This is a genomic window from Streptomyces sp. NPDC055013, from assembly GCF_053608645.1.
In genome coordinates this window covers 1-20,319 of the sequence record NZ_JBSGVW010000045.1, presented here as the reverse complement: position 1 = coordinate 20,319, position 20,319 = coordinate 1, and the positions used below count along the sequence as shown (strand labels likewise).

13 protein-coding genes, 1 tRNA gene and 1 rRNA gene are annotated in these 20,319 nt (G+C 68.9%); 3 read left to right on the top strand and 12 right to left on the bottom strand.

The window, feature by feature from the left end; all coding sequences use genetic code 11:
• The first annotated feature begins 84 nt into the window (after positions 1–84).
• A complete protein-coding gene (locus tag ACWGDB_RS36865; protein ID WP_453826455.1) occupies positions 85–978 on the top strand; it encodes an Fpg/Nei family DNA glycosylase in 894 nt (297 codons plus the stop codon).
• Positions 979–1,010: 32 nt separating this feature from the next.
• Positions 1,011–1,775: an SDR family NAD(P)-dependent oxidoreductase gene (locus ACWGDB_RS36860; protein ID WP_453826454.1), complete on the top strand. Its 765-nt coding sequence runs from the start codon at positions 1,011–1,013 to the stop codon at positions 1,773–1,775.
• Here ACWGDB_RS36860 and ACWGDB_RS36855 read toward each other — a convergent pair.
• From ACWGDB_RS36855 to ACWGDB_RS36815, 9 genes are all read right to left on the bottom strand, one after another.
• Positions 1,723–2,001: a hypothetical protein gene (locus tag ACWGDB_RS36855; protein ID WP_453826453.1), complete on the bottom strand. Its 279-nt coding sequence runs from the start codon at positions 1,999–2,001 to the stop codon at positions 1,723–1,725. The two genes, ACWGDB_RS36860 and ACWGDB_RS36855, sit on opposite strands and share 53 nt — an antisense overlap.
• Before the next feature lie 317 nt (positions 2,002–2,318).
• The gene (locus ACWGDB_RS36850) at positions 2,319–2,699 is read right to left on the bottom strand and encodes a helix-turn-helix domain-containing protein (RefSeq protein WP_062700236.1); all 381 of its coding nucleotides are present in this window, start codon (positions 2,697–2,699) and stop codon (positions 2,319–2,321) included.
• 109 nt (positions 2,700–2,808) lie between these two features.
• Positions 2,809–3,354, bottom strand: a complete 546-nt coding sequence (locus tag ACWGDB_RS36845; protein ID WP_453826452.1) for a CinA family protein — start codon at positions 3,352–3,354, stop codon at positions 2,809–2,811.
• The gene (gene pgsA / locus ACWGDB_RS36840; protein WP_453826451.1) at positions 3,351–4,130 is read right to left on the bottom strand and encodes a CDP-diacylglycerol--glycerol-3-phosphate 3-phosphatidyltransferase; all 780 of its coding nucleotides are present in this window, start codon (positions 4,128–4,130) and stop codon (positions 3,351–3,353) included. Before pgsA ends, ACWGDB_RS36845 begins: the two co-directional genes overlap by 4 nt.
• Complete coding sequence (gene rimO / locus ACWGDB_RS36835) at positions 4,127–5,605, bottom strand: 30S ribosomal protein S12 methylthiotransferase RimO (protein WP_453826450.1); 1,479 nt, start codon at positions 5,603–5,605, stop codon at positions 4,127–4,129. The genes pgsA and rimO overlap by 4 nt, the downstream gene beginning before the upstream one ends.
• A 94-nt stretch (positions 5,606–5,699) precedes the next feature.
• Entirely contained in the window at positions 5,700–6,530 is an 831-nt protein-coding gene (locus ACWGDB_RS36830) for a helix-turn-helix domain-containing protein (protein ID WP_453826449.1), read from the bottom strand.
• A 279-nt stretch (positions 6,531–6,809) separates the two neighbouring features.
• Entirely contained in the window at positions 6,810–9,548 is a 2,739-nt protein-coding gene (locus ACWGDB_RS36825; protein ID WP_453826448.1) for a DNA translocase FtsK, read from the bottom strand.
• Between the two features lie 161 nt (positions 9,549–9,709).
• Positions 9,710–10,390, bottom strand: a complete 681-nt coding sequence (locus ACWGDB_RS36820) for a response regulator (RefSeq protein ID WP_453826447.1) — start codon at positions 10,388–10,390, stop codon at positions 9,710–9,712.
• 244 nt (positions 10,391–10,634) lie between these two features.
• Positions 10,635–16,109, bottom strand: a complete 5,475-nt coding sequence (locus ACWGDB_RS36815; protein ID WP_453826446.1) for a HAMP domain-containing protein — start codon at positions 16,107–16,109, stop codon at positions 10,635–10,637.
• A 378-nt stretch (positions 16,110–16,487) separates the two neighbouring features.
• Here ACWGDB_RS36815 and ACWGDB_RS36810 point away from each other — a divergent pair, with 378 nt between their 5' ends.
• Positions 16,488–19,238, top strand: coding sequence for a SpoIIE family protein phosphatase (locus tag ACWGDB_RS36810; RefSeq protein ID WP_453826445.1), 2,751 nt, complete (start codon positions 16,488–16,490; stop codon positions 19,236–19,238).
• 64 nt (positions 19,239–19,302) lie between these two features.
• Here the strand turns inward: ACWGDB_RS36810 and ACWGDB_RS36805 are convergent.
• The 3 genes from ACWGDB_RS36805 to rrf all read right to left on the bottom strand — a co-directional run.
• A tRNA-Thr gene (locus ACWGDB_RS36805) sits at positions 19,303–19,378 on the bottom strand.
• A 77-nt stretch (positions 19,379–19,455) separates the two neighbouring features.
• Positions 19,456–20,118, bottom strand: a complete 663-nt coding sequence (locus ACWGDB_RS36800; protein WP_453826486.1) for a DegT/DnrJ/EryC1/StrS family aminotransferase — start codon at positions 20,116–20,118, stop codon at positions 19,456–19,458.
• Between the two features lie 114 nt (positions 20,119–20,232).
• Positions 20,233–20,319: ribosomal RNA gene (gene rrf / locus ACWGDB_RS36795) — 5S ribosomal RNA — on the bottom strand; the annotation flags it as partial.

Here is a 20,319-nt window from a genome sequence, read left to right as displayed (position 1 = left end):
CAGCCCCGGCTCCCTCGGCCGCGCGCGATCCGCCCCACCGCACACCCTCACCCCATACCCCCCGCCCCATGCCACCCTTGACCCATGCCCGAAGGAGACACGGTCTGGCAGACAGCGAAGCGGCTGCACACAGCCCTCGCGGGCGAGATGCTGACCGTCAGCGACTTCCGGGTCCCGAAGTACGCCACGGTCGACCTCACGGGCCGTACCGTCCTGGACGTCACCCCGCGCGGCAAACACCTCCTCGCCCGCGTCGAGGGCGGCCTGACGGTCCACACGCACCTCGGGATGGAAGGTTCCTGGAAGGTGTTCGCCGACCAGGAGCGCTGGACGGGCGGCCCCTCCTACCAGATCCGTGTGATCCTCGCCGCCGAAGACGCCCGTCCCGGCCGCACGGCCGTCGGCTACCGCCTCCCCGTCCTGGACCTCCTGCGTACCACCGAGGAAGACCGAGCAGTGGGCCACCTCGGCCCCGACCTCCTGGGCCCGGACTGGGCGCCTGACCGCGCCCTCGCCAACCTCCTGGCCGACCCCGCGCGCGCCCTCGGCGAGGCCCTGCTGGACCAGCGCAACCTCGCCGGTATCGGCAATGTCTACAAGAGCGAGCTGTGCTTCCTGCTCCGGGTGACCCCCTGGCTCCCCGTCAGCGCACTCCCGACCGAGCACGCAGCCCAACTGCCCGTACTCGCCAAGAAGCTCCTGGAAGCCAACCGCGACCGCCCGATCCGCAGTACGACGGGCCGCCGGGGGCAGGACCTCTTCGTGTACGGCCGTGCCAAGCGCCCCTGTCTGCGCTGTGGCACCCCCATCCGCGCGGCCGACCAGGGCGACGGCTCCCGCGAGCGTCCCACCTACTGGTGCCCGAACTGCCAGGCGGGCCCGGCCCCGAGCACCGCCGCCGCGCGCAGGACTCCCCGCACCGCCCACGGGACCTCCTCGCCGGACAATCCCAGCACTCCACCCCGTACCACTAATTGACGATCCGTCAGAATTGCTCGTACCGTCCCTTCATGGCCGTCAAGGCGTACGACCTCACCGGACGCACTGCATTCGTCACCGGCGCCGCCAGCGGCATCGGCCGTGCCTCGGCCGTCCTCCTCGCCGAGGCCGGCGCAACCGTGCACTGCGCCGACCGTGATGCGCAGGGCCTGCACGACACGGCGACCCTGATCAAATCGAGCGACGGCACCGCCCGCACCCATCACCTCGACGTGACCGACCGCGAGCAGCTCCAGCAAGCCGTCGCATCCTGCGAACGACTCGACGTGATGGCCGCGGTCGCCGGGATCATGCACAGCAGCCCGGTCCTGGAGACCCGCGACGAGGACCTCGACCGGGTACTGAACGTCAACTTCAAGGGAGTGCTGTACGCCTGCCAGGAGGCGGCCCGCGCGATGCTCGCCCAGCACGTCAGAGGCAGCATCGTCACCATGGCCTCCGGCGCCGTGGACACCGGCGGCCCGGGCCTGCTCTGCTACGGCGCGGCCAAGGCGGCCGTCGTGCAGCTCACCAAGACGCTGGCGACGGAGATGGGCCCGCACGGCATCCGCGTCAACGCGGTCGCCCCGGGCTGGATCCGCACGCCCATGACCGACCGCCACGACAGCGCGGCCCAGACACACACCGAGGCACTCATGGCCCGTATGTCGCCGCTGGGCCGGGTCGGCGAAGCGGCGGACATCGCGCACGCGGTGCTGCATCTGGCGTCCGACGCCTCGTCCTTCACGACGGGGCAGATCCTGCGTCCGAACGGCGGTGTGGCGATGCCGTGGTAGCCCGCCCCACCTGCCAGGCCCGAGCCCACCGCCGCGAGTCGACGGCTCCCGCGGCCCGCCCCTTCGGCACGCAGTGCACCGGCAACAGGCTCAGCCCCCACCCTCCCGCGGCGACGGCGCCCTCCAGCACCCCCGCGTCGGGCGTCAGCGCGAGCCGCAGCACGGCCCACCACCACAGCGCCCCGAACCCGAGGATCACCCCCCAGCGCGCTATCGGCCGTGCCATCCGCTCACCTCCAGCCCGAGGCTAGGCCGCCCGTTCACCCGCCGGGAGGGCGCACCGGCGGCACACGGATGCAGCGCGGGCCAACGCCATCACAGCGCGTCAGGCGCCGATCACACCCTCCACCATGACCGCCGGGCCCCACACCGGCAAACGGACGCAAGGCGCCACGTGGCCGGGCCAGGGCCCGCACACAGCACAGAAGTCCCCGAACAGCACGAAACCCCGACCGCACTCCCCCAGGGCTCCCTGGAGAAGGCCCGGCCGGGGCCCCACACACATCTCAGCGCATGGTCAGTCCACGCGCCCGATGGTCACCGTCAGGCGGCGACCACGTCGACGGCCTCGGAAGGCGCCTTGATGGTCACCCGTTCCGGTGGCACACCGGTCACCGACACGGAACCCAGCATCGGGCGGACCGACGTGGGTACAGGTTCGCTCGGAGTGGCCGCAGCAGACTGGGCCAGCTCGGCGAGGGCGAGCTCGTCGCTCACTTCCCGCATGAGCTCGGACATCCGTACGTCAAGCGCGTCGCAGATCGCGGAAAGCAGCTCGGAGGAAGCCTCCTTCTGCCCCCGCTCCACCTCGGAGAGATAGCCGAGCGAGACTCGGGCGGACGAGGAGACTTCGCGCAGAGTACGGCCCTGGCGCTGGCGCTGCCGACGCAGCACGTCACCCAGCAGGCGACGGAGCAGAATCATCGGTGGCTCCCTCCTCGGACCGCGTAGCCGCATCCTTCACGCCCCACCGTACCGCCTTGCGCCGCGGCCGTGCGGGGAGCGATGTCGTGTTCACTCAGGGCTGCAAACATCAAAACCCCCCGTTCTGTTCCGTATCCTGTGCCCGCTCATTCCCACTGTGTTCGCTCGCAAGCTCCTTCAGGAGGAGCGCGAGTACGCTCCGTACACTCTCCATACGAATTTCCGCGCGGTCGCCGTTCAACCGCAGGGCCTCCACTTTTCCGCCACCGGCGGAACCGGAACCGCGGCCGACGGGTCCGTCCACGGCCACGAACACAGTCCCCACGGGCTGTCCGTCCTGCTTATCCGGCCCCGCTACGCCGGTCGTGGCAACGCCCCAGTCGGCTCCCAGGGCCTTGCGCACCCCGGCCGCCATTTGGGCCGCGACCTGCGGATTCACTGCTCCATGCTGTGCCAGCAGGGCGGCGTCGACGCCGAGCAGCTCATGCTTCAGCTCGGTGGCGTAGGCGGTCACCGATCCCCGGAAGGCCTTGGATGCCCCAGGGGCGGCTGTGATTTCCGCCGCCACCAGTCCGCCGGTCAGCGACTCGGCGACAGCGAGCGTCTCACCGTTCACTACGAGTAGTCGCACCACGTCGGCGGCCGGAGAACTCACGCTTCCGTCTCCTCCAACGCGGCCTTGCGCTCTGCGATTCCTTGCCGGCGCAGCACAATGGCTTGTCTCACATAGTCGAGCCCGGTCACCACGGTCAGCACGACCGCCGCGGCCATCACCCACCAGCGCAGGGTGGCCAGCCAGCCGGTCAACGCCAGGATGTACATCCCGACGGCAACGCCCTGCGTGAGGGTCTTCAGCTTGCCGCCGCGGCTCGCCGGGATCACGCCGTACCGGATGACGATGAAACGAAGCAGCGTGATCCCGAGTTCCCGGCCGAGGATGACGCCGGTCACCCACCACGGCAGATCGCCCAGCGCGGACAGACAGATCAGCGCCGCCCCCATGATCGCCTTGTCGGCGATGGGGTCGGCGATCTTCCCGAAGTCGGTGACCAGGTCGTACGCCCGCGCCAGATGACCGTCGAAGAGGTCGGTGATCATGGCGACGGCGAAGGCGGCCCAGGCCAGCGAGCGCCACGCCGGGTCGTATCCGCCGTCGGCCAGCATCAGCGCCACGAACGCGGGCACGAGGACCAGCCGGAGCATGGTCAGCAGGTTGGCGATGTTCCAGACGCTGGCCTGGTTGACGGCCGCGGCCGCGATCTTCTTGCCGCGCGCGGGCTTCGCACCGCCCGGGACGCCCGCTTCGGCGCCGCCCGTCTTCGAGCCGCCCGCCTTCGAGCCACCGGCCTTGGACGAACTCACGGCACTCGCTTTGCCTGCCGCACCCGCTTGGGAGGCGCCACCCGCGGCGGACGCCGGAACTCCGGTCATCTGCCAGCCTCCTCACTACACGCGAGCGTGCCCTGGAGCGGCTCGGCCACCAGGTCGACACCTTCCGTGCCGACCACCTTCGCCTCGACCATACGACCGATGCTCAGTCCCTCGCCGCTCGTGAGCAGCACCTGGCCGTCCGTCTCCGGTGCCTGGTGGGCCGCACGGCCGTACGTGCCGTCCCCGTCTTCGGAGTCCACCGACTCGACGAGCACGTGCAGCGTCTCCCCGAGGCGCTCCTCGGCCCGCTGCGAGACGAGCTCCTCCGCAAGCCGGGAGACACGTGCCAACCGCTCGGCGACGACGTCCTCGTCGAGCTTGTTCTCGTAGGTCGCGGCCTCCGTGCCGTCCTCGTCGGAGTAGCCGAAGACGCCGATGGCGTCCAGCCGCGCGCCGTTCAGGAATCGCTCCAGCTCGGCGAGGTCGGCCTCGGTCTCGCCGGGGAAGCCGACGATGAAGTTGGAGCGCACACCGGCCTGCGGTGCCTTGCCGCGGATGGTGTCGAGCAGCTCGAGGAAGCGGTCGGTGTCCCCGAAGCGGCGCATCGAGCGCAGCACGTCGGGCGCGGAGTGCTGGAAGGACAGGTCGAAGTACGGGGCGATCTTCGGCGTCGAGGTCAGCACGTCGATGAGGCCGGGCCGCATCTCGGCCGGCTGGAGGTAGCTGACGCGGACACGGTCAATGCCGTCGACCTCGGCGAGCTCCGGCAGGAGGGACTCCAGCAGCCGGATGTCGCCCAGGTCCTTGCCGTACGAGGTGTTGTTCTCGGAGACCAGCATGATCTCCTTCACGCCCTGTTCGGCAAGCCACCGCGTCTCGTTCAGCACGTCGCTGGGCCGGCGCGAGATGAAGGAGCCACGGAAGGACGGGATGGCGCAGAAGGAGCAGCGCCGGTCGCAGCCGGAGGCGAGCTTCACCGAGGCGACCGGGGCGCCGTCGAGACGGCGGCGCAGCGGCGAGCGCGGACCGGAGGCCGGAGCGAGCCCTTCCGGAAGATCGACGGGCGCGTGCCCGGGCAGCGCGACCTCGGCCGCGGACTCCTGCCGCTCGGCCGGGCTGATCGGCAGCAGCTTGCGCCGGTCGCGCGGGGTGTGTGCGGCGTGGATGCCGCCGTTCAGGATGGTCTGCAGGCGGTCCGAGATGTTGGAGTAGTCGTCGAAGCCGAGCACGCCGTCGGCCTCGGGGAGGGCCTCGGCGAGCTCCTTGCCGTACCGCTCGGCCATACAGCCCACCGCCACGACGGCCTGGGTTCTCCCATGCCCCTTGAGGTCGTTGGCCTCCAGGAGGGCGTCGACGGAGTCCTTCTTGGCGGCGTCGACGAAGCCACACGTGTTGACGACGGCGACGTCCGCGTCCCCGGCGTCCTCCACGAGGTCCCAGCCGTCCGCCTCCAAGCGGCCTGCGAGCTCCTCCGAGTCCACCTCGTTACGGGCGCAGCCAAGAGTGACGAGTGCGACGGTACGGCGTTCAGGCATGGGCTCAAGACTACTTTGTCTCACTGACAGCCCACGTCGACGGGGTTGGCCGATCTTGGCCAACCCCGTCCACAACCAATCCCTTGAGCCAGACTTATCCGGCCTGCGGGTCGCCCTTCGTGTACGTGAGGCGCTCCACGGCGCCCGGCTGCCAGTCGTCCTCGATCTTCTTGCCGTTGACGTAGAGGTCGATCGCGCCGGCGTCACCCAGGACGAGATTGATCTTCTCGCTGTCCTGGAAGGTCTTGGAGTCGCCCTGCTTGAGGAGGCCGTCGAAGAGGAGCCGGCCGTTGTGGTCCTTGATGGCGACCCAGCTCCTTCCGTCGGCGGCGCTGACCTGGACGGTCACCTTGTCCTGGGGGACGGCGGCGATGGCGCTGTCCGACGGCTTGGGGTCCTTGGGCTTGTCGGTCTTCGGCGTGGGCGTGGTCTTGTCGGCCGTCGGCGTGGAGCCGCCCTCGGCGACCGCCGACTTGCCGCCCTCGTCCTCGCCCTTGAACGCGGTGAACCCGACGAACCCGATCACGGCGACGATGGCGGCGACCATCGCCGCGGTCCAGTTGGGCCCGCGCCGCTCGGGGCGGATGCGCTCCGCCTCGAACAGAGGGGCGGCCGGGGTCGGCGCCGGTCGTCCGCCGTGCGAGTCGTCGTACTGGGCGAGGAGCGGGGCAGGATCGAGGTGGACGGCTCTGGCCAGGGTCCGGATGTGACCACGGGCGTACACGTCGCCGCCACAGGGGGCGAAGTCGTCCGCCTCGATGGCATGCACGATGGCGATCCGGACCCGGGTGGCGTTGGTGACGTCGTCGACAGTCAGCCCGGCATCGATACGGGCCTGCTGGAGGGCACGGCCGATCGAGGGGCGGGCTTCCTCGGACACGTCTTCGAACGGACGCTCGTCTTCAGGGGAGTTGCCGATGGACACGGGGGCGCCTTTCGAGCGTTTAAGCCACCTGTGCTGCAGGTTCAGTCTAGGGGGGGTACGAAAGGGTGGGGCAACCGGGCGGTGGGACTTTGTACGCCATCGGTATGGCCGGACATGCCGATGGTGGGAGTACGGGATTGTCGCGCTTCCTTCAACTTGACGTACGCCGAAGGGGAACGGTTGCTCAATGATCCCTTACGGGTGAGTCACGATCGGACATCGACTCATCACCCACCCGTCGGGGGCCATCACTGTGTCGCTTTTCCGCCCCGGACTCTTTTAAGCCTCCCCGCGGATCAGGGCGAGCACTCCGTCCAGCTCATCAGGTTTCACAAGAACGTCACGAGCCTTCGAGCCCTCGCTCGGTCCGACGATGTTGCGGGACTCCATGAGGTCCATCAGCCGCCCCGCCTTGGCGAACCCGACCCGCAGCTTGCGCTGGAGCATCGACGTCGAACCGAACTGCGTGGAGACCACCAGCTCGGCCGCCTGGCACAGCAGATCGAGGTCGTCGCCGATGTCCTCGTCGATCTCCTTCTTCTGCTTCGTCCCCACGACGACGTCGTCCCGGAAGACCGGCGCCATCTGGTCCTTGCAGTGCTGGACGACGACCGCGACCTCCTCCTCGGTCACGAACGCACCCTGCATACGCGTGGGCTTGTTGGCACCCATCGGCAGGAACAGCCCGTCGCCCTTGCCGATCAGCTTCTCGGCGCCGGGCTGGTCGAGGATGACGCGCGAGTCCGCGAGCGAGGACGTGGCGAACGCGAGCCGTGAGGGGACGTTCGCCTTGATGAGACCGGTGACGACGTCGACCGACGGCCGCTGCGTGGCGAGCACCAGGTGGATGCCGGCCGCGCGCGCGAGCTGCGTGATGCGCACGATCGCGTCCTCGACGTCACGCGGCGCGACCATCATCAGGTCGGCGAGCTCGTCCACGATGACCAGCAGGTACGGGTACGGCTGGAGCTCGCGCTCACTCCCCTCCGGCGACTTCACCTTGCCGTTGCGAACGGCTTCGTTGAAGTCGTCGATGTGCCGGTAGCCGTACGCAGCCAGGTCGTCGTACCGAAGGTCCATCTCCCGTACGACCCACTGGAGCGCCTCGGCGGCGCGCTTCGGGTTGGTGATGATCGGCGTGATCAGGTGCGGGATGCCCTCGTACGCGGTCAGCTCGACTCGCTTGGGGTCGACCAGGACCATGCGGACGTCCTCGGGGGTCGCCCGCATCATCACCGAAGTGATCAAGCAGTTAATGCAGGAGGACTTACCGGAACCGGTGGCGCCGGCAACCAGCACATGCGGCATCTTCGCGATGTTGGCCATCACGTAGCCGCCCTCGACGTCCTTGCCGAGCGCGACCAGCATCGGGTGGTCGTCCTCGGCGGCGGCCGCGAGGCGCAGCACGTCACCGAGGTTGACCATCTCGCGGTCGGTGTTGGGGATCTCGATGCCGACCGCGGACTTGCCGGGGATCGGGCTGATGATCCGCACGTCCGGGCTGGCGACCGCGTACGCGATGTTCTTCGTCAGCGCGGTGATCCGCTCGACCTTCACGGCCGGCCCGAGCTCGACCTCGTAGCGCGTGACCGTCGGCCCGCGCGTGAAGCCGGTGACGCGGGCGTCGACCTTGAACTCGGTGAAGACGGTGGTGAGCGACTCGACGATGGCGTCGTTGGCGGCGCTGCGCGACTTGCCGGGGCCGCCGCGCTCGAGGAGGTCGAGCGACGGGAGCGAGTACGTGATGTCACCGGACAGCTGGAGCTGTTCGGCGCGCGCGGGCAGGTCGCGCATCTGGTCGGGCGCGGCCTTGGTGAGGTCCGGGACCTCGGCCTTGCCGAGGTTGGTCCCCTCGGACTTGGGGACCTTCTCCTGCTTGGGCCGCGCGGCCGGGACCGGCGTCGGCACCGGAGTGGTCTCCGCGCGGTCGCCCACGCTCACGCCCTGGGTGAGGTCGGCGACGATCGGCGAGGGCGGCATCCCGTGCAGGACGGCGCCGTCGAGCGCGGCAGCGGCGGCCGCGGCGACGTCCACGGCGTCCATGGGACGTTCCATCTCGGGCTGCGGCACCGCCGAGCGCCTCGGACGGCCGCGACGCCGCGAGAGGGCCTCCTGCTCGGCGCTGTCGGGGTCGTACGCCTCGGGGGCCGTACGGCGCTTGCGACCACGGGCCGCGGGCAGCGACTCGCGCCACTGGTCGTCGTAGCGCTCGTCGTCGGTGTACTCGTCGTCCTCTTCGGGGTCGGGCAGGATCCCGAGCTTCACACCGAGCAGCCGCAGCCGCTGCGGGATGGCGTTGACCGGCGTGGCCGTGACGACCAGCAGGCCGAAGATCGTGAGCAGCACGAGCAGCGGTACGGCGAGGACCTCGCCCATGGCGTACGTCAGCGGAGTGGCCGCGCCCCAGCCGATCAGCCCGCCGGCGTCCCTTATGGCCTGCATGCCGTCGCTGCGGGCGGGCGAGCCGACGGCGACGTGGACCTGGCCGAGCACGCCGATGACGAGCGCGGACAGGCCGATGACGATACGGCCGTTGGCCTCGGGCTGCTCGGGGTGCCGGATGAACCGTACGGCGACGACGGCGAGCAGTATCGGCACGAGCAGGTCGAGCCGGCCGAAGGCGCCGGTCACGATGATCTCGACGAGGTCACCGACGGGACCGCGCAGATTGGACCAGGTGCCGGCGGCGACGATCAGCGCGAGCCCGAGGAGCAACAGCGCGATGCCGTCCTTGCGATGGGCGGGGTCGAGGTTCTTCGCGCCCTGCCCTATGCCGCGGAAGACCGCGCCGACCGCGTGTGCGAGCCCGAGCCAGACGGCGCGTACGAGGCGGTAGATGCCCCCGGTGGGGTTGGGCGCCGGCTTGGGCGCGGGCGCGGCTTTCTTCGCCGCGGCCTTCTTGGCCGGCGCCTTCTTCGCGGGGGCTTTCTTGGCGGCGGCCTTCTTCGCCGGAGCCTTCGCCGAAGCGGCCGCCTTCTTTGCGGGCGGCTTCTTGGCTGCGGAGGGACGTGAGGCCATGGGTGTGAGGTTACCGGTGGAGAAGACAGCGGACACGTGTGCCCACTGCTTCACCCGTTCGTGTCGCCCTTGCGGGGGCGGTGAACTGACGCCGGTTCACGGGCCGCTCACGCGTCGGACGGCCCGGATATGTGCGCGCGTCAACACGCGCCACCACGACGTCAGTTCTGCGAGGGAACCGACGACGTGCTTCCGGTGCCCGGCTCCAACGCGTCGAGCGCCCGCCGCAATCCGGTGAGTTTGCGTTCGAGATGAGCCGCCGTGGCCACCGCTGCCGCATCGGCCGAGTCGTCGTCAAGCTGCTTGGACAGCGCCTCGGCCTGCTCCTCGACGGCGGCCAGCCGCGCAGACAGCTCGGCCAGCAGCCCCGCCGGCTCCTTCGAGTCGGCACCCGAGGCCTTGTCGCCGCCCTCCAACTGGAGCCGCAGCAGCGCCGCCTGCTCACGCAGCTGGCAGTTCTTCATGTACAGCTCGACGAACACCGAGACCTTCGCCCGCAGCACCCACGGGTCGAACGGCTTGGAGATGTAGTCCACCGCACCCGCCGCGTAGCCGCGGAAGGTGTGATGCGGGCCGTGGTTGATCGCCGTGAGGAAGATGATCGGGATGTCGCGGGTCCGTTCTCGCCGCTTGATGTGCGCCGCGGTTTCGAAACCGTCCATTCCCGGCATCTGGACGTCCAGCAGAATGACCGCGAAGTCGTCCGTCAGCAGTGCTTTGAGCGCTTCCTCCCCGGACGATGCCCGCACCAGGGTCTGATCGAGCGCAGAGAGGATCGCCTCCAGCGCCAGCAGATTCTCCGGCCGGTCATCGACCAGGAGGATCTTGGCCTTCTGCACCATGGCCCGCCCTCCTCGCCCCGGCAGTGCACCGGGCTCCGCCCCAGGGGACGACTCCGTTACGCCGCCCGCCCTCGTGCCGGTCATGGTAGCCGCACCCCGCCTGTCGCCACACCCTGTCACCGCGATGTCACTGTGCACGTAGCAGAAACGTAGCGGGAGACCAGAAGGTTCCCCGAATCCCGCACTTCTACACGGCTTCGAGCACACTGAGTCAGCAACTCCGCGTGAACACTGTCAGCTGCCGTCACTGCTCGGTCATCCACTGATCCATCACCGCCAGCAGATGATCGGGGTCGACCGGCTTGGTCACGTAGTCGGAGGCGCCCGACTCGATCGCCTTCTCCCGGTCGCCCTTCATCGCCTTGGCGGTCAGCGCGATGATCGGGAGTCCGGCGAACTGCGGCATCCTGCGGATCGCCGTGGTCGTCGCGTATCCGTCCATCTCGGGCATCATGATGTCCATCAGGACGACCGCCACGTCGTCGTGCTGTTCCAGGACCTCGATGCCCTCACGGCCGTTCTCCGCGTACAGCACGGACAGGCCATGCTGCTCCAGGACACTGGTCAGCGCGAAGACGTTGCGGATGTCGTCGTCCACGATCAGCACCTTCTCGCCACCGAAGCGGATGCCCCGGAGCGACTTCGGCGCCCTGGTCTGCTCGGGCGCCGACCACTGCTCCTGCTGCGCCGGTCGCTGTTCCAGCTCGTGGGCGGCCCTGCGGCGGCGCCTGAAGAGCGCGGCGGCACCGTTCTGCGTCTCCCGGTACGACCGCACCTCGGCCGGCGTCTCGATCTCCACGTCGGCCAGCTCCGCCAGCTCGGCCGCCGAGGCCACCAGGTCGCCCGCGTCGAGGGACGGCAACTGCTGCTGGTAGCCGTGCGGAGGCAGTTCGCTCGGGTGCAGCGGCAAATACAGCGTGAACGTCGAGCCGCGTCCCGGCTCGCTCTGCGCGTAAATCTCACCGCCGAGCAACTGAGCGATCTCCCGCGAGATCGACAGCCCCAGCCCCGTACCGCCGTACTTACGGCTGGTCGTGCCGTCCGCCTGCTTGAACGCCTCGAAGATCACCCGCATCTTGCTGGCCGCGATCCCGATGCCGGTGTCGGTCACGGAGAACGCGATCAGCGGTGCGTCCGCCTCGGTCAGCGAGCCGGTTTCCAGCAGCTGCTCGCGGATCTTCTGCGGCACGTCCATCCCTGCGGGACGGATGACCAGCTCGACCGACCCGGAGTCGGTGAACTTCACCGCGTTGGACAGCAGATTGCGCAGCACCTGCAGCAGTCGCTGTTCGTCGGTGTGCAAGGTGGCGGGCAGCTCCGGCGAGACCCGTACGGACAGGTCCAGACCCTTCTCCGCGGTCAGCGGCCGGAAAGTGGCCTCCACGTAGTCGACGAGCTGCACGAGCGCGATACGCGTCGGGGAGACGTCCATCTTGCCCGCCTCGACCTTCGACAGGTCGAGGATGTCGTTGATCAGCTGGAGCAGGTCGGAGCCGGCGCCGTGGATGGTCTCGGCGAACTCGACCTGCTTGGGCGAGAGGTTGCCCTCCGCGTTGTCGGCGAGCAGCTTGGCCAGGATCAGCAGCGAGTTGAGCGGCGTACGCAGCTCGTGCGACATGTTGGCGAGGAACTCGCTCTTGTAGCGCATGGAGACCGCGAGCTGCTCGGCACGCTCCTCCAGGACCTGCCGCGCTTCCTCGATCTCGGTGTTCTTCACCTCGATGTCGCGGTTCTGCTGGGCCAGCAGCTCGGCCTTCTCCTCCAGTTCGGCGTTGGACGCCTGGAGGGCCTTCTGCCGGTTCTCCAGCTCTTCGGACCGCTCACGGAGCTGCTCGGTCAGCTCCTGCGACTGCTTCAGCAGCACCTCGGTCTTGGTGTTGACGGAGATGGTGTTGACGCTGGTCGCGATCATCTCGGCGATCTGGTTGAGGAAGTCCTTCTGGATCTGCGTGAACGGCGTGAAGGAAGCCAGCTCGATCACGCCGAGCACCTTGCCCTCGAACAGCACCGGAAGGACGATCACCTGCGCGGGCGGCGCCTCGCCGAGCCCGGAGGAGATCTTCAGATAGCCGCTGGGCGCGTTCTCCACCAGGATCGTGCGCTTCTCCTCGGCGGCCGTCCCGATGAGCGCCTCCCCCGGCCGGAAGGACGTCGGCATCGAACCCATCGAGTAGCCGTACGACCCGAGCATCCGCAGCTCGTACTGGTCGTCGTTCTCGGCCGCCAGGTCCTTGCCGTCGAGCAGCGGCATGGCGACGAAGAACGCGCCGTGCTGCGCGGTCACCACCGGCGTCAGCTCGCTCATGATCAGCGACGCGACGTCCGCCAGATCGCGGCGGCCCTGCATGAGTGCCGAGATCCGGGCGAGGTTGCCCTTGAGCCAGTCCTGCTCCTTGTTGGCGATCGTGGTGTCGCGCAGGTTGGCGATCATCTTGTTGATGTAGTCCTGGAGTTCCTGAATCTCGCCGGACGCGTCGACGTCGATCTTCAGGTTCAGGTCACCGCGGGTCACCGCGGTCGCCACGCGCGCGATGGCACGCACCTGCCGAGTGAGGTTCCCCGCCATCTCGTTCACGGACTCGGTGAGGTCCCGCCAGGTGCCGTCGACGTCACGCACGCGTGCCTGGCCGCCGAGCTGTCCTTCGGTGCCCACCTCGCGGGCGACTCGGGTGACCTCCTCCGCGAAGGACGACAGCTGATCGACCATCGTGTTGATCGTCGTCTTGAGCTCGAGGATCTCGCCCCGGGCATCAATGTCGATCTTCTTGGTCAGGTCACCCTTGGCGATGGCGGTCGTGACCATGGCGATGTTGCGCACCTGACCGGTCAGGTTGGACGCCATCTGGTTCACGGACTCGGTGAGGTCCTTCCACGTACCGGCCACACCCGGCACATGCGCCTGACCACCGAGGATGCCGTCCGTGCCCACCTCACGGGCCACCTTGGTGACCTGGTCCGCGAACGAACTCAGCGTCTTCACCATGGTGTTGAAGGTGTCCGCGAGCTGGGCGACCTCGCCGCGCGCCTCGATGGTCACCGTCCGCGTCAGATCGCCGTTGGCGACCGCCGCCGCGACCTGGGAGATGTTCCGCACCTGGACGGTCAGGTTGTTGGCCATCAGGTTGACGTTGTTGCTGAGGTCCTTCCAGATGCCGGTGGCGCCCGGCACGTGCGCCTGGCCGCCGAGGATGCCGTCCGTGCCCACCTCACGGGCCACCCGGGTCACCTGCTCGGCGAAGGACGACAGCTGGTCCACCATCGTGTTCACGGTGGTGACGAGCTCGAGGATCTCGCCCTTCGCGTCGACGGTGATCTTCTTCGACAGGTCACCCTTGGCGACCGCCGTCGTGACCTCGGCGATGTTGCGCACCTGGATCGTCAGGTTGTTCGCCATGAAGTTCACGGACTGCGTGAGGTCCTTCCAGGTGCCGGAGACACCCTGCACCTCGGCCTGCCCGCCGAGGATGCCCTCCGTGCCCACCTCACGGGCCACGCGCGTGACCTCTTCGGCGAAGGACGACAGCTGGTCCACCATCGTGTTCAGGGTGTTCTTCAGCTCCAGGATCTCCCCGCGCGCGTCCACGGTGATCTTCTGGGACAGGTCACCCCGGGCCACCGCCGTGGCGACCTGGGCGATGTTGCGCACCTGGCCGGTCAGGTTGGAGGCCATGCCGTTCACGGAGTCGGTCAGGTCACGCCACACACCGGCGACGCCGGGCACCTGCGCCTGTCCGCCCAGGCGGCCCTCGGTACCCACCTCACGCGCGACCAGGGTCACCTGGTCGGCGAAGGACGACAGCTGGTCGACCATCGTGTTGATGGTGTTCTTCAGCTCCAGGATCTCGCCGCGCGCGTCGACGTCGATCTTCTGCGACAGGTCACCCCGGGCCACGGCCGTGGTCACCTGGGCGATGTTGCGCACCTGGGCGGTCAGGTTTCCCGCCATGCCGTTGACGGAGTCGGTGAGTTCCTTCCACGTACCGGCCACACCCGGTACGACCGCCTGCCCGCCCAGCCGGCCCTCGGTGCCCACGTCCCGGGCCATGCGCGTGACCTGGTCGGCGAACGACGACAGCTGGTCCACCATCGTGTTCACGGTGTTCTTCAGCTGGAGCATCTCGCCGGAGACGTCCACGGTGACCTTTTGCGACAAGTCGCCGTTGGCCACCGCCGTGGTCACCTGAGCGATGTTCCTCACCTGGCCGGTGAGGTTGCGGAACGCAGTGTTGACGGAGTCCGTCAGGTCCTTCCAGGTCCCCGCGGCCCCCGGCACCTGCGCCTGACCGCCGAGCTCACCCTCCACACCGACCTCACGCGCGACACGCGTGACCTCGGAACCGAACGACGACAGCTGGTCGACCATGCCGTTGACGGTGTTCTTCAGCTCGAGCATCTCGCCGGCCACGTCGACCGTGACCTTCTGCGACAGGTCACCGTTGGCCACGGCCGTGGTGACCGCCGCGATGTCCCTCACCTGAATGGTCAGATTCCGGAACACCGTGTTGACGGAGTCCGTGAGGTCCTTCCACGTGCCCGCCGCGCCCGGCACGTTCGCCTGGCCGCCCAGCCGGCCCTCGGCACCGACCTCGTTGGCCACGCGCGTGACCTCGTCCGCGAAGATCCGCAGCGTCTCGGTCATCTGGTTGATCGTGTCCGCGAGCTGAGCGACCTCGCCGCGTGCCGACACGGTGACCTTCTGCGACAGGTCACCGTTGGCGACCGCGGTCGTCACCTGTGCGATTCCTCGCACCTGCGCGGTCAGGTTGCCGGCCATGAGGTTCACCGAATCGGTGAGGTCCTTCCACACGCCGGCCACACCGGGCACCTGCGCCTGACCGCCGAGCTCGCCCTCGGTGCCCACCTCGCGCGCGACTCGCGTCACCTCTGAGGAGAAGGACGACAGCTGGTCCACCATCGTGTTGACGGTGTTCTTCAGCTCCAGCATCTCGCCGGCCACGTGAACCGTGACCTTCCGGGACAGATCACCCTTGGCAACCGCGGTGGTCACCAGCGCGATGTCCCTCACCTGCGCCGTCAGCCGGTACGCCATGGTGTTGACGGAGTCCGTGAGGTCCTTCCACGAACCCGACATGCCACGCACGCGTGCCTGCCCGCCGAGCTTGCCCTCGGTGCCCACCTCGCTGGCCACGCGCGTGACCTCGTCGGTGAACGTCGACAGCTGATCGACAAGGTTGTTTACAGTCCGCCCGACCTTGAGGAACTCCCCCCGCAGGGGATGCCCGGTCCCGTCCTGGGCCTGCGTCCGCAGCTCCATGCGCGGCGACAGATCACCGTCGGCCACCGCGGACAGCACCCGGCCGACCTCGGAGACGGGCCGTACGAGGTCGTCGACCAGGGCGTTGGAGTTGTCCACGGCGGCCGCCCAGGAGCCCTCACAGGCACCTGTCTCCAGCCGTTCCGTGAGTTTGCCCTCGCGGCCGACCATGCGCCGCACCCGCGCCAACTCACCCGTCAGATGAAGATTGCGGTCGGCCACCTCGTTGAAGACGGCCGCGATCTCCGACATCACGCCGTCCCCGGACACCGTGAGCCGCTTCCGGAAGTTCCCGTCGCGCATCGACACAAGGGCCGTCAGCAGCCTGTTCAGGGCAGCCGTGTCCACCGCAGTGGTCCCGCCTCGCGTTTTGCGCTCGTTCCTCAGGGACTGTCCGCCTTTCGCGCGCGTCTTAGTGCCCCGCGTCGCTGCGCCAGACTCCACTGTGTCCCTCCCGCAGGGGTCGACCGTTACTGCTGTGCTCGGGTTCTACTGTTCGGCGTACCCGTTACTGATGGGTATTCCTGCCGGATATACCAGGCCACACCACGTGCTGCTGCCCGCGATACGCGAACGACACTCGGCCTGCCCGGACCTTCACAAGAAGCTTGCCCAGTGTTTCACCCCCGCCGAACCCGGCCATAACAGTTCGGCAGCTTCGCACATCGTCCGCACACCCTCTGGACGGAAACACTGCAGACCGGCATCCGCATGGACGGCGAAGGTAAGTAACCTTGCATGCGGCTGTCCAGCCGCGCCGGTCCGTCCGGCCTGGGCGGTGGCAGGAGGAGCAACGAGCGGGCATCGGAGGGGCAGCCGGACATGACCACCGGACTGATCCCGGGGGGACAATCCCCGGAGCGGCCGACTGGCGCGCAGATGCCGCACCAGCGGCGCGAGCTGGCCGGCCACGGGGCCTTGCACGTCGACAACCGGACGAGGAGTTCTGTGATCACCGCGCGCGCGGCAGCCAGCTTCGACCCCGTCGGGCGATCGGTCGCGAGCGCCCGCTCCTTCGTCCGCGACACACTCCAGGGCTGGGGCTTCGCCGACATCGTCGACGACGCCGTAGTCCTCACCAGTGAATTGGTGACGAACGCCGTCGTGCACGCGGGTACCTCCGCGGACGTTCTGTGTCTGCGCAGTGACGACGGTGTACGCGTCGAGGTGGCCGACCGGTATCCGGAGCGCGAGATCCCCCTCCAGGGCTCGCCCGTCAACATGGGCAGCCCCGACCGCGAGGGCGGCCGCGGCCTCCAGCTGTGCGCGGCCCTGGCCGGCCGCTGGGGCGTCGAGTACACACCCACGCACAAGCAGGTCTGGTTCCAACTGGACCTCCCCGAGCGCCCGGTGGGCACCCGCGCGGCGGGCCCGTCCCTGCCTTCCGACCTCCTCCCCCTCGCCGACGGCCGCGTCCGCGTCGCGGTCGTCCAGATCGACCGTTCGGGCGCCATCTCGTCCTGGAACGAGGACGCGGAGGACCTCTTCGGCTATGCGGCCGAGCAGGTCACCGGCAAGCCCCTCACCGACCTCGCCGCCTGGCCGCACACCCCGGGCACAAGCACGGGAATCGCCGAGGCACTCCAACTCTCGCGCTGGGAAGGCAGCTACGGCATAAGGGGCGCCAACGGCCGCGTCACACCGGTGTACGCCTCCCACCTCCGCGTCCGTGACACGGGCGGCGAACCGTCAACGGTCTGCCTCCTGGTCCGGGACCACGAACGGGCTGTTCTGCAGACCCCGTTGCGCATCCCGGCCTCCGACACCACCAACGAGGCCCAGAGCACGGACCCGTTCGAGGTGTTCATCGGCTCACCCGCCCCGGACGACCTCGACGGCCTCCTCCAGCGCACGGTGGAACGCGCCCGCGACATGCTCGACGGCGACTCGGCGTTCCTGCTCCTGGCGACCGACGACGAGACGGAGTTGGAGGTCCGCGCCTCCACCGGCCTGCCCTCCGCCCGCCAGCGCTTCGCGCGCGTGCCCGTCGAGGCGGGCCCCGGCCGCTACGGGTCGGCCCGGATGCCGGCGGTCCACGAGGACCTCACGATGGTCCCCGGCGCCGTCCCGCTTCTCAGGGGCACCGGCATGCGCTCGGTCGTCACCGTCCCCCTGAAGGTCGAGGGCCGCCTCACCGGCTCCCTCGGCGTCGCTGCCGAGGCCCCCGCGAGATACTCCAACGAGGAGGCGCTGCGCCTCCAGTTCGCGGCCGACCGCATCGCGCTGGCCGTGGAGTCGGCCCGCCTGGGCGAACTGGAACGCCTGCGCCGGGGCTCGCTCAGCTTCCTGGTCGAGGCCTCCGACCTGCTCGCCGGAACCCTGGACCGCGACCAGACCCTGGCCCTGATGGCCCAGATGACGGTCCCGACCCTTGCCACCTGGTGCGCCGTCTACACGATCGCCGACCAGGCCTCGGACCCGTACCTGTCGTACGTACTGCACGAGGACGAGGAACTCATCGACGGCATTAAGTCCTTGCTGTCGAAGATCTCTCCTCCCGACCCCGTCCCCACTCCCGGCGCCCGCGTCTGGTCGGCCCCGGCCCAGGCGGCCCATCAGGCGGCCCTGCGCACATCCATGCGCAGCCTGGGCCTCGGCGAGCCCCCGCACCGGGTCAGCTCGGGCATCGGCATCGGCCCCACCCTGGCCACGGCGTCCGCGGTAGGCGGCGAGACGGTCGTACTGCCACTGGTGGCCCGCAACCGCGTCATCGGCATGCTGACGCTCGGCAAGCCGACGGACGAACACTTCCGCCAGGAGATCCTGGAGCTGGCGGAGGACCTCTCACGAAGGGCCGCCCTGGCCCTGGACAACGCCCGCCTGTACTCCGAGCGCACCGCCATCAGCCAGTCCCTCCAGCGCAGCCTCCTGCCGCCCGAGCTGCCCCTGATCGACGGCGTCGAGGTCGAGGTCATCTACCGCGCGGCCGGCGAGGGCAACGAGGTCGGCGGTGACTTCTACGACCTCTTCCCGATCAGCGACGGTGCCTACGGCTTCGCCATCGGCGACGTCTGCGGTACGGGCCCGAACGCGGCAGCGGTCACGGGCCTCGCCCGGCACGCACTCCGGCTCCTCGCGCGTGAGGGGCTCAGCGGCCCGGCGGTGCTGGAGCGCCTCAACTCCGCGATCCTCGACGAGGGCGCCCGCAGCCGCTTCCTGACACTCCTCTACGGCGAGTTGAGGCCTCAGGAGGACGGCAGCGCCGAGCTGAAGGTGGTCTGCGCCGGCCACCCCCTGCCCCTCCGCCTGCGCCAGGACGGCACGGTCGAACCGGCAGCCGAACCCCAGCCGCTCCTCGGTGTCATGGAGGACCTGGAGCTCTACGAGCAGACGGTCACCCTCGACCCCGGTGACGTCCTCCTCTGTGTCACGGACGGCGTCACCGAACGCCGCGAGGGCAGCCGCATGCTGGGCGACGACGGCCTCACCGACGTCCTCACCACCTGCACGGGACTGACGGCGGGCGCAGTGGCGGCCCGCATCATGCGCGCGGTCGAACGCTTCGCCTCGGACGCCCCGTCCGACGACATGGCCATCCTGGCCATGCGCGTCCCTGGCCTTCACAAGGACTAGGGCCGAGGACGACACGGGGGAAGACATGCAAAAGGCCCCGCCCAATTGGGCGGGGCCTTCAGTCTGGAGCCCCCAAACGGAATCGAACCGTTGACCTTCTCCTTACCATGGAGACGCTCTACCGACTGAGCTATAGGGGCCTGTCACCTTTTGCGAGGTTTCCCTCGCGGCAACGGAATAGATCATACCCCGAACACACCCGTGCTCCCAAACCCGCTCAGAACGCGGGCTGGAGAAGTCCCCCCAGCGCATTGCAGGCGGACACGATCCGCTGCATGTCCTTCTTGGTCAGAGCCGCGTCGACGGGCAGGGCCAACGTTTCATCAGCCGCCCGCTCGGTCTGCGGCAGGGACACACACCGCCGGAACTCGGGCAGCCTGTGCACGGGCGTCTTCACCGGCACCCGGCACTCAACTCCCCTGGCCCGCACGGCCCGAGCGAATGCGTCGCGATCCGGCCGCCCGTTCCCCGGCACGCGCACGACGTACTGCTGATAGGTGTGCCCGTCGCCACCATCGGGCGTCTGTACGCCCCTCAACTTCGCGTCCAGGTAAGCGGCCCGCTGCCGACGCTGAGCGATCTCGTCGTACGGAGCCTCGGACTCGCCCTGCTCCAGCACCAACAGCTCATGCCGCTGCCCGATCTCGTGCAACCGCGCGATGTCGGCCCACCGTCCGAAACGATGTACGGCGACGACAGCCGCTGTCCGCGAGGTGACGACCGCCTCGACAGCGTCGGCGTCCAGGCAGTAGGTCACCGGATCTATGTCGGCGAACACCGGCAGCGCCCCGGCCAGGATCACGGCCTCGGCGACTTCGACGTTCCCGAAGGCCGGTACGACAACCTCGTCACCGACTCCGACGCCGGCGGCCCTGAGCATTGCAGCAGTACCCATGTCTGGGATGTTGGTTGCGAAACGTGAACTTCAGGTGACGCACAACAAAAAAGGGTTGGACCCGGAACCGAAGTTCCGGGTCCAACCCTATTAAAAGGAGTTCGGCGGCGTCCTACTCTCCCACAGGGTCCCCCCTGCAGTACCATCGGCGCTGTAAGGCTTAGCTTCCGGGTTCGGAATGTAACC